Origin of the sequence: Micromonospora sp. NPDC049175 (assembly GCF_043197345.1) — a bacterium.
In the GTDB taxonomy this organism is placed as follows: domain Bacteria; phylum Actinomycetota; class Actinomycetes; order Mycobacteriales; family Micromonosporaceae; genus Micromonospora.
This window is the reverse complement of record NZ_JBICSY010000002.1, coordinates 491,579-504,764: the sequence shown is the minus strand read 5'-3', so window position 1 is coordinate 504,764 and position 13,186 is coordinate 491,579. Positions and strand designations below refer to the sequence as shown.

General features: G+C 72.7%; 16 protein-coding genes. 14 read left to right on the top strand and 2 right to left on the bottom strand.

All coding sequences use genetic code 11. From position 1 onward, the window contains the following. The first annotated feature begins 3 nt into the window (after positions 1-3). From mscL to ACGFH8_RS09260, 3 genes are all read left to right on the top strand, one after another. Positions 4-465 carry a large conductance mechanosensitive channel protein MscL gene (gene mscL / locus ACGFH8_RS09270; protein WP_393365506.1) on the top strand — a complete coding sequence of 154 codons (462 nt, stop codon included), beginning with the start codon at positions 4-6 and terminating at the stop codon, positions 463-465. 80 nt (positions 466-545) lie between these two features. After that, complete coding sequence (locus tag ACGFH8_RS09265; protein ID WP_393365505.1) at positions 546-797, top strand: hypothetical protein; 252 nt, start codon at positions 546-548, stop codon at positions 795-797. 102 nt (positions 798-899) lie between these two features. Beyond that, on the top strand, positions 900-1,271 hold the full coding sequence (locus ACGFH8_RS09260) for a hypothetical protein (protein ID WP_091395802.1): 372 nt from the start codon (positions 900-902) through the stop codon (positions 1,269-1,271). 68 nt (positions 1,272-1,339) lie between these two features. On the opposite strand, the gene ACGFH8_RS09255 is transcribed toward ACGFH8_RS09260, so the two are convergent. Beyond that, positions 1,340-2,647, bottom strand: coding sequence for a benzoate/H(+) symporter BenE family transporter (locus tag ACGFH8_RS09255; RefSeq protein WP_393365503.1), 1,308 nt, complete (start codon positions 2,645-2,647; stop codon positions 1,340-1,342). Between the two features lie 58 nt (positions 2,648-2,705). Here ACGFH8_RS09255 and ACGFH8_RS09250 point away from each other — a divergent pair, with 58 nt between their 5' ends. The 8 genes from ACGFH8_RS09250 (at position 2,706) to ACGFH8_RS09215 (ending at position 9,400) form a co-directional block, all read left to right on the top strand. After that, positions 2,706-3,266: a helix-turn-helix domain-containing protein gene (locus tag ACGFH8_RS09250; RefSeq protein ID WP_393365502.1), complete on the top strand. Its 561-nt coding sequence runs from the start codon at positions 2,706-2,708 to the stop codon at positions 3,264-3,266. Between the two features lie 116 nt (positions 3,267-3,382). Further along, positions 3,383-4,102, top strand: a complete 720-nt coding sequence (locus tag ACGFH8_RS09245) for a PP2C family protein-serine/threonine phosphatase (RefSeq protein WP_393365500.1) — start codon at positions 3,383-3,385, stop codon at positions 4,100-4,102. Between the two features lie 103 nt (positions 4,103-4,205). Continuing rightward, entirely contained in the window at positions 4,206-4,544 is a 339-nt protein-coding gene (locus ACGFH8_RS09240; RefSeq protein ID WP_393365498.1) for a PadR family transcriptional regulator, read from the top strand. Further along, a complete protein-coding gene (locus ACGFH8_RS09235) occupies positions 4,541-5,386 on the top strand; it encodes an ATP-binding cassette domain-containing protein (RefSeq protein WP_393365496.1) in 846 nt (281 codons plus the stop codon). The genes ACGFH8_RS09240 and ACGFH8_RS09235 overlap by 4 nt, the downstream gene beginning before the upstream one ends. Beyond that, positions 5,383-6,075, top strand: coding sequence for an ABC transporter permease (locus ACGFH8_RS09230; protein WP_393365495.1), 693 nt, complete (start codon positions 5,383-5,385; stop codon positions 6,073-6,075). Before ACGFH8_RS09235 ends, ACGFH8_RS09230 begins: the two co-directional genes overlap by 4 nt. A 59-nt stretch (positions 6,076-6,134) precedes the next feature. Further along, positions 6,135-7,325 carry an enhanced intracellular survival protein Eis gene (gene eis, locus ACGFH8_RS09225; RefSeq protein ID WP_393365493.1) on the top strand — a complete coding sequence of 397 codons (1,191 nt, stop codon included), beginning with the start codon at positions 6,135-6,137 and terminating at the stop codon, positions 7,323-7,325. A 54-nt stretch (positions 7,326-7,379) separates the two neighbouring features. Beyond that, positions 7,380-8,129, top strand: a complete 750-nt coding sequence (locus tag ACGFH8_RS09220) for a ZIP family metal transporter (protein ID WP_393365491.1) — start codon at positions 7,380-7,382, stop codon at positions 8,127-8,129. Between the two features lie 68 nt (positions 8,130-8,197). Next, on the top strand, positions 8,198-9,400 hold the full coding sequence (locus ACGFH8_RS09215) for a hypothetical protein (RefSeq protein ID WP_393367039.1): 1,203 nt from the start codon (positions 8,198-8,200) through the stop codon (positions 9,398-9,400). Positions 9,401-9,409: 9 nt separating this feature from the next. On the opposite strand, the gene ACGFH8_RS09210 is transcribed toward ACGFH8_RS09215, so the two are convergent. Further along, positions 9,410-10,492: an NAD-dependent epimerase/dehydratase family protein gene (locus ACGFH8_RS09210; RefSeq protein WP_393365489.1), complete on the bottom strand. Its 1,083-nt coding sequence runs from the start codon at positions 10,490-10,492 to the stop codon at positions 9,410-9,412. 237 nt (positions 10,493-10,729) lie between these two features. On the opposite strand from ACGFH8_RS09210, the gene ACGFH8_RS09205 reads away from it, so the two are divergent. From ACGFH8_RS09205 to ACGFH8_RS09195, 3 genes are all read left to right on the top strand, one after another. Further along, positions 10,730-11,584: a helix-turn-helix domain-containing protein gene (locus ACGFH8_RS09205; RefSeq protein WP_393365488.1), complete on the top strand. Its 855-nt coding sequence runs from the start codon at positions 10,730-10,732 to the stop codon at positions 11,582-11,584. Between the two features lie 71 nt (positions 11,585-11,655). Next, complete coding sequence (locus ACGFH8_RS09200) at positions 11,656-12,600, top strand: NADP-dependent oxidoreductase (RefSeq protein WP_393365486.1); 945 nt, start codon at positions 11,656-11,658, stop codon at positions 12,598-12,600. Positions 12,601-12,607: 7 nt separating this feature from the next. Then, entirely contained in the window at positions 12,608-13,153 is a 546-nt protein-coding gene (locus tag ACGFH8_RS09195; RefSeq protein WP_393365484.1) for an SRPBCC family protein, read from the top strand. Positions 13,154-13,186 lie beyond the last annotated feature (33 nt).

Here is a 13,186-nt window from a genome sequence, read left to right as displayed (position 1 = left end):
CGGATGCTCAAGGGTTTCAAAGACTTCATCATGCGCGGCAACGTCGTCGACCTGGCGGTCGGCATCGTGATCGGCGCCGCGTTCACGGGCGTGGTCACCCAACTCACCAAGTCGTTCCTCGAACCACTGATCAAGGCACTCGGCGGCGGCACTGGCCTGTCGGCCGGGAGGTGGGAGATCACCAAGGGCAACTACATGGACTGGGCGGCGTTCATCAACGCCCTGATCACGTTCCTGCTCACGGCCGCGGTGCTCTACTTCTTCGTGGTGTACCCGATGAACAAGCTGGCCGAGCGGCGGCGTCGGGGCGAGGAGCCGCCGCCCGCGGCGCCGAGCGAGGAGGTCAAGCTGCTCACCGAGATCCGGGACGCGCTGGTCTCCGCCGGCCACACCACCCCTGGTCAGCAGCGCGGGGCGCTCGACGATGTGTTGGGCCGCCGCCCGGAGCCGCCGACGCAGCGCTGACCGAACGGATGCACATCGGCCCCTGCGGGATTCCCGCAGGGGCCGCACCTTCTCGTACGTGTGTTCGATAGAGTCCCGCCATGGAGCAGCGGAAGCACTTGTGGAACGGGAAATGGGGGCGGCTGGCCCGACGGGACATCTTCCTCCGGGTGGACGCCGACCGGTGGCACGTCGAGCAGCGGGCCGGCGGGGCCGAGGGCATCTCCCGGTTCTACGAGTACGGCAGTGCGGACGAGGCCGAGGACACCGTGCGGGCGCTCCTCGAGGGTCCGGACACCTGGCGGGAGTTGTCCCCCCGCCCGCCCGGCGGCTGGACCCTCCCGAACGGCTGAGCAGCCAGGCGGCGTGACGCTCCGGCCCAGCCATGGATCCCACCGCCTCCGCGCGGAGCGGGCCGGCGTTTAGCGGCGCGCCGCCCTGGGAACCGCAGCGGGATGGACCAGCAGGACGAGCAGCAGGCGACCATCTCACGGATCACCACCGGGATGCCGGTGATCGACTCAGCCGGCACCGAGGTCGGGACCGTGGACCTCGTCCAGCGGGGTGATCCGAACGCGGTGACCGTCCAGACACCGACCGCCGACCCGGGCAGCAGCCTGGACGAGCTGATCGAGGCGACCGCGGTCGAGGAGCCCGACGTCCCGGCCGATCTGGCGGCGCGGCTGCTGCACAGCGGTTATCTGAAGGTCTCGACCGACCTGACCCGTACCGGCGCGGTCTACGTGCCGGCCGACCGGATCGGGTCGGTGGCCGACGGCCGGGTCCTCCTGGCCGTCGGTGTGGCCGACCTGCCGCCCGAGGAGTGACCCCACCGCCCTGATCGACTCCGGGTTCACGGAAATCGGGGCGTCCGGAGCCTCGGGACAACCCGACGTCATGAAACCCGAGTGGATCTCTCCGGCGCCGCGGGAGCGGGCTGGTCTGGCACCGCGGGAGCGGCGTGGTCCGGCGCGGCGAGGGCTGGCTGATCCGGCGCGCCGGGGGCGGGCTGCTCCGGTGCGGCGAGGGCGGGCTGGTCCTGCGGGGCCGGTGGGCGGCGGTGGAAGAGCAGCAGCATCAGGCAGCCCGCGATCAGACCCCAGAACGCCCCGCCCACGCCGATCAGGGTCACCCCGGAGGCGGTCACCACGAAGGTGACCACGGCGGCCTCCCGGGTCGCCGGATCGGTCACCGCCGCGGCGAGCGCGGTGGCGAGGGCGCCCAGGAGGGCCAGCCCGGCCACCGCCTCGATGAGGATCGGCGGGGCGACCGCGACCAGCGCGGTTGCCACGCCCGCACCGAGGCCGAGCAGGGCGAGCCCCGCACCGGCGGTGACCGAGGCGACCCAGCGGCGCTCCGGGTCCGGATGGGCGTCCGGGCCGGCGGCCAGCGCGGCGGTGATCGCCGCGAGGTTCACCGCGTGCCCACCGGCCGGGGCGGCGAGCAGGCTGGCCAGGCCGGTGGCTCGCAGCGCGGCGCCGAACGGCGGCCGGTAACCGTAACCGGCCAGCACCGCCATGCCGGGAACGTTCTGCGCGGCCATGGTGACCAGGAACAGCGGTAGCGCGAGGCCGACAAGCGCCGACGCGTCCCAGGCCGGCGCGGTCAGGGTGATCGACGGGGCCAGCGCGGCGCCGGCCAGTCCGGCCGGCGGCGCGGTCAGCGCGATCGCGACCACCGCCACCAGCAACGCGCCGAGCACCGCCCAGCGGCGGGCGAACCGGTGCAGCAGCAGCCAGCCGACCACCACCGGACCCGCCACCCGGGGCAGCTCCACAAGTGCGCGGACCGGGGCCGTGCACAACGGGAGCAGCACCCCGGCGAGCATCGCGCCGGCCACCGGCTTGGGGATGGCGGCCACCGCACGGCCGAGTGGCGGAAACAGCCCGGCCGCCACGATCAGCGCACCGGAGACGAGGAAGGCGCCCACCGCGACCGGCCAACCGCCAGGCGGCGCGCCGGTGGCCACCAGCAGCGCCGCGCCCGGCGTGGACCAGGCCACGCTCATCGGTATCCGGTGCCGCCAGCCCAGCCAGGCCGCCGCGAGCCCGCACGCCACGCAGAGGGCGAGCAGGCCGGAGGCGGCCTGCGCGTCCGACGCGCCGGCCGCCCGGAGCCCGGCCAGGACGACTGTGAACGAGCTGGCGAAGCCGACCAGGGCGGTCACCACGCCGGCCAACACCGGTTGGACGCGTCCGGCCATGTCCACCCCCCCCGGAGTGTTCCGTTTACGGAACAACAGTCTGTAGCACGATAGCCGGGTGCCGCAGCCACCACCAGCCCGCCGCCCCGGCCTCGACGTGGATCCCGCCGTCGTCGGCCGCCGCGTCCGCGCCCTGCGCGAGGAGCGGGGGATCTCGCTGTCCACCCTGGCCCGGCTCGCCGGCATCGGAAAGGCCACCCTCTCCGGCCTGGAGCACGGCACCCGCAACCCGACCCTGGAGACGCTCTGGGCGGTCACCGCGCAGCTCGGCGTACCGTTCACCGCCCTGCTGGCCGAGCCGACCGCCGGGCCCACCGCGCAGGGCACCGCGGTCACCGCCACCCTGCTGGAGGTGTTCACCGACACCGACGCGACCTACGAGCTGTACCGGATGCGGGTCACGCCCGGCCCCGGGCAGGTCTCCCCCGCCCACCAGCCCGGGGTCACCGAGCACGTCACCGTCTTCGCCGGGGTGCTGCGCGCCGGTCCGACCGACGCGCCACTGACCGCGCCTGCCGGTGGTCACCTCCGTTGGGTGTCCGACGTCCCGCACAGCTACGCGGCGGTGGGAGACGAGGAGGTCGCCGCCAGCCTCCTGCTGCGCTACCCGCAGCGCTGAGGGCTCGGCCGATCGGTCACGCACCGTTGGGTTCGTCGACGAAAATCGCAATCATTTCTCGACGCACGCAGGAGGCGTAGAGACGAAGGCGGGGTGTTCTTGGCAAGCTTGACCCCATGACGCTGATCCTCCGCTCGGTCATCCTCAACGACATCGGCCTGGTCCGCACCAACAACGAGGACTCCGCCCTCGCCGGTGACCGCCTGATCGCCGTCGCCGACGGCATGGGCGGGCTGCCCGCGGGCGAGGTGGCGAGCGAGATCGTGATCCGGATCCTGGACGAGCTGACCCCGCCCACCGACCCCGACGGCGCCGCCGACGCCCTGCGTGCCGTGGTCAGCACCGCCAACCAGCGCATCCACGCCGCCATCACGGTCGACCCGAGCCGCGACGGGATGGGCACCACGCTCACCGCGGCGCTGCTGGCCGGCGAGACGCTGGTCCTGGCCCAGGTCGGCGACTCCCGCTGCTACCTGTTGCGCGACGGGGAGCTGACCCAGCTCACCCGGGACGACACGTTCGTCCAGGCCCTGGTCGACCAGGGCACCCTCGCCCCGGAGCAGGCCCGCCACCACCCGCAGCGGTCCCTGGTGACCCGGGCCGTGCAGGGCGCCGACACCCCACCGGCGGTCGGTGTGCTCGCCGTGGTCCCCGGCGACCGGCTGTTGCTGTGCAGCGACGGGCTCTCCGACTACGTCGAGGACGACGCCATCGCGGCGACGCTTGGCATGTACGCCGACCGCCAGCAGTGCGGCGAGCAGTTGGTGAAGCTCGCGCACCACGCCGGCGCACCTGACAACGTCACGGTCGTGGTCTCCGACGTCGTCGCCCGCTGACCGGGACGGCTCCCTCGGCGGCTCACCCGAACCAACCGGTTCGGGTACCGCCGGCCATAGTAGGTAGTTGTGCCATCTAGCTTGCACCGCTACTGTCCGACGCGTGGATTCCGACAGGCGCGGGCAGTGGCTGCGGGGGGTGCTCGACATCTGCGTGCTGGCCCTACTGGCCGACGGCGAGTCCTACGGCTACCAGCTCGCCCAGGCGCTCGACGCCGCGGGCATGGGGCCCATCCAGGGCGGCACGCTCTATCCCGTGCTGCTGCGCCTGCAGAAGACCAGCCTGGTGACCGCGCGGTGGCGGGAGGGCAGCGCCGGTCCGGCCCGCAAGTACTACCGGCTCACCGACGACGGGTACGCGGCACTCCGCGCGGGCGGCAGCGCCTGGCTCACCTTCGTCCAGCCGGTGAACGACATCGTCACGAAGGGGGTCACCCGGTGAACGCCGACGATTGGCTGCGAACGCTCACCGCCGAGCTGCACCAGCGCCGGGTCGCGGCGGACGCCGCCCGGCACGTGGTCGCCGAGGCGGCCACACACCTGCGCGAGGGTGGTGGCGACCCCTGGGTCGTCTTCGGCCCACCCCAGCAGTACGCGGGCGCGGTCGTGGAGAGCATCGGCACCGCGCCCGGACCACGCCCCGGACCGGTCCGGCTGCACGCCGAGGGCATCACCAAGCGGTACGGGCGACAGACGGTGCTGCACGACGCCACGCTCACCGTCCGGGCCGGACAGATCGCCGCCGTCGTCGGGGCGAACGGCTGCGGCAAGAGCACCTTCCTGCGGATCTGCGCCGGCCTGATGTCACCCGACGCCGGCGAGGTGACCGTCTCCGGCCGGCTCGGCTACTGCCCGCAGTCCGGTGGCACCGCCGACTTCCTGCTCGCCGACGAACACTTCGTGCTCGTCGGCGCCGGTCGGGGCGTGGCCCGCGGGCCGGCGCGCCGGGCCGGTCGGGCGGCGGCGCGGCAGCTCGGTTGGGAGGCCGGCGGGGACGTGCAGGCCCGGCACCTGTCCGGCGGCACCCGGCAGAAGCTCAACCTGACCATGTCCACCCTCAGCGCCCCGGACGTGCTGCTGCTCGACGAGCCGTACCAGGGCTTCGACCAGGGCACCTACGTCAACCTCTGGGACCAGCTCAGTCGGTTGCGCGACGGCGGCGCGGCCATCGTCGTGGTGACCCACCTGCTCAACCAACTCGACCGCGTGGACCTCGTGCTCGACCTGACCCCGACGCAGGAGGCCGGGTGGCACGCGCCACGTGTCCAGGGAGGCCGCCGGTGAACCGGCTCGTCGTCGTCGCCGAGATGACCCTGCGGGAGCTGCTGCGGCGTCGGGGCGTACTCCTGCTGTTGTTGTCGATGCCGTTGACCTTCTACCTGATCCGGCGGGACGCCTACCTCGGGCAGTCGGTCCGCTCGCTGCTGCTGGGCGTGGGCTGGGCGGTGAGCACCGCCGCGCTGTTCGCCACCACCGCGGCCCGCGAGTTGGAGCCGAGGCTGCGGCTGGCCGGCTACCGGCCACACCATCTCTACCTCGGCCGGGTGCTCGGCCTGTGGACGGTGGGGCTGGTCATCTCCGTGCCGTTCTTCCTGCTCCCCATGCTCGACGGCGCGGACCTGCGGTACGGCGGTCTGGCCGCCGCGCTGCTCTGCTCCGTCGCGGTGGCGGCGCCGTTCGGGATGCTGATCGGCGCACTGCTGCCCCGCGAGATGGAGGGGACGCTGCTGCTGCTCACCGTGGTGACGGTGCAGATGTTGATCGACCCGGCCGGGTCCGGGGCGAAGCTGACGCCGTTCTGGTCGACCCGGGAGATCGCCACCTGGGCGGTGGACCACACCGACCAGGGCTACCTGTCCCGTGGCGTGCTGCACGGTCTCGCCGTCACCGCCCTGCTCGTCATCGGTGTGGCCGCGGTGGTCAGCATCCGCCTGCGCCGCCGCCGGCACCTGCGACACCTGCCGGTCGGATGACCGGCGCGGATACCGCGAATCCGGTTGCCGGGGCCTGCACGGCAGGTTGAGATGGGCGGATGACCATCCGCCGGGTTACCGCCGACGAGCGTCTCACCACCAGCTTCCCGCTGGCCGCGTACGCCTTCGAGTCGTCGCCGCTCGGTGCTGCTCGAACCGAGGAGTTCCGCGACTACCTGCCCTACAACCAGGGCAACCGGACGCTCGTCGCCGAGGAGGGCGGCGTCACGCTGGCCGCCGTCTCGTCCATCCCGATGCGACAGAACCTGCGCGGGGCGGTGTTGCCGATGGCGGGCGTCGCCGGGGTCGCCACCCACCCGCTGGCCCGCCGGCAGGGGCACGTACGGGCGCTGCTGCACCAACTCCTCGACGAGGTACGCGACGAGGGGCATCCGGTCAGCGCGCTCTACCCGTTCCGGCCCAGCTTCTACGCCCGGTTCGGCTACGTCGGGTTGCCCAAGGCGCGCAGGGTCACCTTCTCCCCGGCCCACCTGGGCTCGCTGCTGCGCGTGGACCTGCCCGGCGAGGTGGGCTGGGAGCGCATCGCCGCCGGCTACCCGGCGTGGCGCGCGTTCACCGAGCGTTGCCTGCGGGAGCGGCACGGCTTCGCGCTCTTCCCGGACTACCGGGCGAACGGGATGCGCGACCGGGACGAGTACTGGCTGCTGACCGCCCGCGTCGACGGCGAGGTCACCGGCGCGGTGACCTACCGGATCGACGAGCACGGCGGCACAGTGCACGGCAACGAGCTGCTGGTCAGCGATCCGCTCGCGCGCGTGTTGCTGTTGCAGTTCTTCGCCCGGCACGTCGACCAGGTCGAGCGGGTCACCGTCCAGATCCCGCCGGACGAGCTGCCGGAGCTGTGGTTGACCGACCTGGACGTGCACGTCGAGGCCAGGACAGCGATTCCGGGTTCGTCCGCCCCGATGGCCCGACTGCTGTCGCTCGACGCGTTGAGCGGGTTGCCGGCCGGTCCCGGTCGGGTGCGGGTCGAGCTGACCGGGGACCGCTGGCTGGCCGGCACCCATCTGCTCGACGGCACGACCGGCGCGCTGGAGCTGGTCGCCGACACCGCCGGCCGCGCGCCGACCGCCACCCTCACGGCGGCCGGGCTCTCCGCCCTGGCGTACGGGGTGCTCGATCCGGCCGAGCTGCCGTTGCGGGATCTGGGTGTGGTGCCGGTGGACGCCGCCGCGGAGTTGCGCAGCATCTTCCCCCGCCGCGTGCCGTACCTCTTCGCCGACTTCTGAGTCACCCTCACGATCGGGTTTGTCGGCCCGGCGGCCGTGGGTAGGGTCCCGCGAATGCCGGAGTGGTTACAGGCGGGTGGGTGGGGGCTGCTGGCCGGGTCGGCCCTGCTGGTCGGGGCGGCGGTCGGTTGGTTCGCCCGGGTGCCGCAGCGCGTCATCGCGTCGATCATGGCGTTCGGGGCGGGGGTGCTGCTCTCCGCCGTGTCGTTCGAGCTGATCGCCGAGGCACACGCGCAGGGCGGGCTGCTGCCCACCGCGCTCGGCGCGGGCGGCGGCGCGCTCGTCTACACCCTGGCCAACCTGGGCCTCGCCCGGCACGGCGCGCGGCACCGGAAACGCTCCGGCGACCAGCAGCCCTCCGAGGGTGAGCAGCCCGGCTCGGGGTCGGCGATCGCGGTTGGCGCACTGCTGGACGGCGTACCGGAATCCGTGGTGATCGGCGCGAGCCTGCTCGGCGGCGGCGCGGTAAGCCTGGTCACGGTGGCGGCGGTCTTCCTCAGCAACGTGCCGGAGGGGCTGTCCAGCGCGGCCGGCATGCGTCAGGCGGGCCGATCCCGGCGGTACGTCTTCCTGCTCTGGATCGGGATCGCGCTGGTCAGCGGGGTGGCCGCGCTGCTCGGCAACACGTTGCTGGGCGGTGCGCCGCCGGAGGTGCTGGCCGGAATCACGGCGCTGGCCGCCGGGGCGATCCTCGCCATGATCACCGACACGATGATCCCGGAGGCGTTCGAGAACGCCCACCTGCTCGTCGGTCTCATCACGGTCGCCGGCTTCCTGACCGCCTTCGCCCTCTCCCACGCCTGACCGCCGGCCCCGGCCCCCCGGGGTCCGGCCAGTTCTGCTGAAACAGGCCTTAGCATCACGGGGTGCGCATGACGTCGGTTGCCGCCCTGCTCGTCCTCGGTGTCGCCACCGCGACCCTGCCCGCCTGCGCGTCGCCCGCCGAGCCGGCCCCCGCCTTCCAACCCGGCTCGTCCGCCTCGCCGGTGGCCGCGCCGACGGTTGCCCCGACCGAGGTGCCGCAGACCCGCGACGGCCTCGGTGGCCCGGGAGCCAGCGCGAGCCCGAAGCCCGCCGCGAAGGTGCTCGCGGCCGGCAACCCGAACGGCAGGGCCACCGTGCCGGCCGAGGCCCGGGCGGTGGATACCTCGAAGCCGACCCGGACCATCGGCACCGGCACCCCGGCGAGCTGCACCTCCGCGGCGGTCGTGAAGGCCGTCGCGGCCGGCGGTGTCATCACGTTCAACTGCGGACCCGCCCCGGTGACGATCAAGATGACCGCCACCGCGAAGGTCCGCAACGCCAACGGGCCGAAGGTCGTGCTGGACGGCGGCGGCAAGGTCACCCTGAGCGGCCAGGGCCAGCGCCGCATCCTCTACCTGAACACCTGCGACGAGGCCCAGGGCTTCACCACCTCGCACTGCCAGAACCAGGACCACCCGCAGCTCACCGTGCAGAACCTGACCTTCGCCGACGGCAACTCCACGGGCGAGAAGGCCGAGGGTGGCGGCGGCGGGGCGATCTTCGTACGCGGCGGGCGGTTCAAGGTGGTCAACTCGCGCTTCGTCCGCAACCGCTGCGACCGCACCGGCCCCGACCTGGGCGGCGCGGCCATCCGGGTGCTGAGCCAGTTCGAGAACAAACCGGTGTACGTCGTGAGCAGCACCTTCGGCGGCGCGTCCGGCCAGGGTGGCTCCTGCTCCAACGGTGGCGCGTTGAGCAGCATCGGCGTCTCCTGGGTGGTGCTGAACAGCGTGCTCAGCCACAACGAGGCGATCGGCAGCGGCGCCAACCCGGCCAAGTCCGGCACGCCCGGCGGCGGCAGCGGCGGCGCCATCTACTGCGACGGCAACGAGTTCACCGTACGGATCGCCGGCACGATCATCGAGAACAACAAGGCCAACGAGGGCGGCGGTGCGGTCTTCTTCGTCAGCAACAACCGCACCGGCACGATGAAGATCGAAAGCTCGACCCTGCGCCGCAACCCCAGCGGAAAGTTCGAGACGCGCGGCTTCCCCGGCATCTTCTTCCTGGGTGCCCAGAACCCCACGGTGACCGGCTCCACGCTCTCCTGACCGGAGAGGTCAGTAGGGGTTCCCCTCGCCGGGCGGGCGAGCGTGGAGGAGGGCGGCGGGGCGGCCGGGCAGGTCCCGTGCACCGGACATCGGTGGGCTTGCCGTGTGGTCGCCGTCGGCCATTCCGGCGAAGAGTTCCTGGAGCGCCGTCAGCGCACTGATCCTGGGCTGCCAACCCAACTCGGTCTCCGCGCGCTCGCTCGACATCAGCGGCGCGTTCAGACCCAGCTCCACCCAGCCCGCGTCGACCGGCTGCAACCGCGCCCGCCAGGTCAGCGCCGCCGCCACCCGCAGCACCGGCGCGGCGACCGGCACCGTCCAACCGTGGAAATGCCGAGCCACCAGCTCCGGGGTGAGCACCGGGTCCGCGGCGACGTTGAAAGCGCCGCGCACATCACTCACGACCGCCCGGGCGTACGCGTCGGCCACGTCGTCGGCGTGCACCGCCTGCATCCGCAACCGGCGGTTCGTCGGCACCAGCGGGAGCCGGCCGAAGCGCAGCAGCCGCACCGGCGCCAGCGGGCCGAGGAAGTAACGGGTGATCTCCGCACCGGCGGCCCGCTGGAAAATCAGCCCGGGTCGCATCCGCACCACCCGCAGCGTCGGGTGATCACGCTCGATCCCGTCCAGCAGCGCCTCCACCTCGGCCTTGTGCTCGCTGTACGACGAGCCGGGCACCCCCGTCGCCGGCCACCGCTCACTGATCGGGTGGTCCTTCGGGCCAGGGGCGTAGGTGCCTACCGACGAGGCGTACACCAACGCCGGCACACCGGCCCGGATCACCGCCTCGAACACCGCCCGACTGCCCTCGACGTTCGTCCGCCGCAACACCCGCTGGTCGTGGCTGGGCTGGATCTGCCAGGCCAGGTGCACCACCGCGTCCGCACCCGAGAACACCTCGACGAGCTGCGCCGCGGCGCCCGGCGCCCCGACGTCGCAGGAGTGCCACCGCACCTGGTCGTAGGGCTCACCGGCATCCGGGGCGGGCAACCGCCGGACCACCCCGGCCAACTCCACGTCCCGCTCCTGGCGCAGCCGCCGCAGCACCGCCGTACCGACATTGCCGCTCGCCCCCACCACAACGATCCGCATACTCGACCCCGTACCCGCCCAGCAGCCGCTCAATCGCCCACGCCGCCCGTGCCGGCGGCCTCGCGAGCGCCTCGCGGACGGCCCGCGGGCGGCCCGCGGGCGGCCCGCGGCTTGATCCACTCGGCTTTCGGAAAGTCGCGGTGTCAGGGCGGGCCGGACAGCCCGATTTCCGGCATCGCGAGTCGATCAAGGGCGAGGGGAGCCGTGCCGTCCGGACCGGCCGGGCACAATTGGGCCGTGGAACGTCACGAGTTCGGTGCCGCGGTGCGCCAGTTGCGGGAGAGCACGGCGCCTGCGGCTGTCGGGCTGCCGATCGGTCGTCGCCGGGTGCGGGGGCTGCGGCGGGAGGAGCTCGGCGAGCTGGCGGGGATGTCCGCGGACTACGTACGCCGGTTGGAGCAGGGTCGCAGCCATCCGTCAGCCGGGGTCGTGAACGCCATCGCCCGAGCGTTGCGGATCGGGCGGGCGGAGTACGAGCGGCTCTGCGCGCTGGCCGGGTACGCCGCCGCGGACGGGCAGGTGCCGAACGAGATCGGTCCGGGTGCGCTGCGGCTGCTGGAGCGGTTCACCGACACTCCGATGTTCGTCTCCGACGCGGCGATGAATCTCGTCGCCGTGAACAGCGCGTTCCTGGCCCTGGGGCACTGGGATCTCACCGGGCGACCCTGGGAGTGGAACATCGCGTGGCGTACGTTCTGCGAGCCGTTCCATGGCTTCGAGCAGTCGACGGATGACGCGACCGATCATCAAGCGATCCTCGCGGCCCGCCTGCAGGGCGCGCTGTTGCGCTACCCCGCCGACGCGTCGCTTGCCGCGCTCGTGGACGAGATGCGGAGCCGAAGCCGCCTGTTCGACACCCTGTGGCGCGCGCCACGACCGGTGGCGGCCTACGAGAGCAGCGCCGCGTTCATCCATCCGGACGGCGGAGCCGTCACGCTCGTCGGCAGCCTGCTCGCCATCCCGGGCGACGACCTGGCGGCTCTGATGCTCACCGCCGCGCCCGGCTCGGCCGACGCGGCGCGTCTGGCCGAGATCGTCGACGTTGCCGGGGAACCGACGATCACCAAGGTGGGCCAGCCCGGCCCAGGCTAACCGCGCCGGATCCTGTGAAGGTGAGTGACGTCTGAAGCACATCAACGGCGCTCACAGAGGCAGGTTCAGCGATGAAGGCAGTACGTTTCCACGAGTTCGGCGGTCCTGAGGTCCTCCGCTACGAGGACGTCGAGCAGCCCACCCCCGGCGCGGGACAGGTCCGGATCCGTGTCGCCGCGACGTCGTTCAACGGCGTCGACGGCAACATCCGCGCGGGCTACATGCAGGGCCCGATCCCGGTGGAGCTGCCGCACACTCCCGGTCTCGACGTCGCCGGCACGGTCGACGCGCTCGGTGACGGCGTGGACGACGTCGCGGTCGGTGACCGGGTCGTCGGCTTTCTGCCGATGACGGGGACCGGGGCGGCCGCGGAATATGTGATCGCGCCGGCGGAGATCTTGACGGGGGCACCCAGGAACATCCCGTTGGCCGACGCGGCGGCGTTCCCGCTTGTGGGTCTGACGGCGTGGCAGGCCCTGTTCGACCACGGCAAGCTGACCGCCGGTCAGCGGGTGCTGATCAACGGCGCCGGCGGAGCGGTCGGCGGATACGCGGTGCAGTTGGCCAAGGAGGTCCGTGCCCACGTGATCGCCACGGCCAGCCCACGCAGCGCCGAGCGGGTCAGGGCTGCCGGCGCCGACGAGGTGATCGACCACACCACCACCGACGTGACCGCGGCGGTGACCGAGCCGGTCGACCTCGTACTCAACCTCGCGCCTGTCTCCCCGGACCAGCTGGCTGCGCTGGTCACGCTGATCCGGGACGGCGGCACCCTGGTCAACACCACCGTCTGGATGCCCGCCCCCTCCGACGAGGCGCGCGATGTGCGGGGCGTGGACCTGTTCGTCCGCAGCGACGCCGACCAACTCGCCGACCTGGCCGCTCGGATCAGCACCGGTGAGTTGCGTGTCGAGGTCGCCCAGCGGGTGGCGCTGGCCGACCTGCCCGCACTCCACGCGCGGGCCGGCGCGGGCGAACTGCCGGGCAAGACCGTCGTCCTCGCGCCCACGGCCTGACCACCCGATGACCGACAGCCGCACGAACCCGTCAGGCACTCCGGCCATACCGCTGCTCATCAGCCCGACCGACCGCACGGTTTCGATCACGGTCCAGCAACGCGCTCGGGTGGCGCCCGCCACCGCGTTCCGGGTGATCGCGCCGATCGACCTGCCGAGCGTCTTCCACCGGGTCGGGCCGTTCCCCGGCGTCAGGGGCGTGGCCAACCAGACGGAGGCCTGGGATCACGTCGGCCCCACCCGTAACCCGCAGTTCGAGGACGGGTCACAGGCCAACGAGCAGTTGACCGAGTACACGGAGGGTTCGATCTTCGCGTACCAACTCAGCGGGTTCACGAACGTCCTCTCTCGCCTCGCGGCCGGAGTGCGGGGCGAGTTCAACTTCAACCCCGACGGGGACGGCACCCTGATCCGCTGGACCTACGAGTTCAAGCCGCTCCCCGGCCGGCGCCCCATCCTCGCCGGTCCCTTCGCCCCCCTGTGGCGCCGGTACATGGTGGCTGCCCTGCGCCGGTGCGTGCAGGTGGTCGAGGCGCAGCAGCCGCAGCGGTAACAGTGCCGGCCAGCCACCGGAAAGCACGCGAGG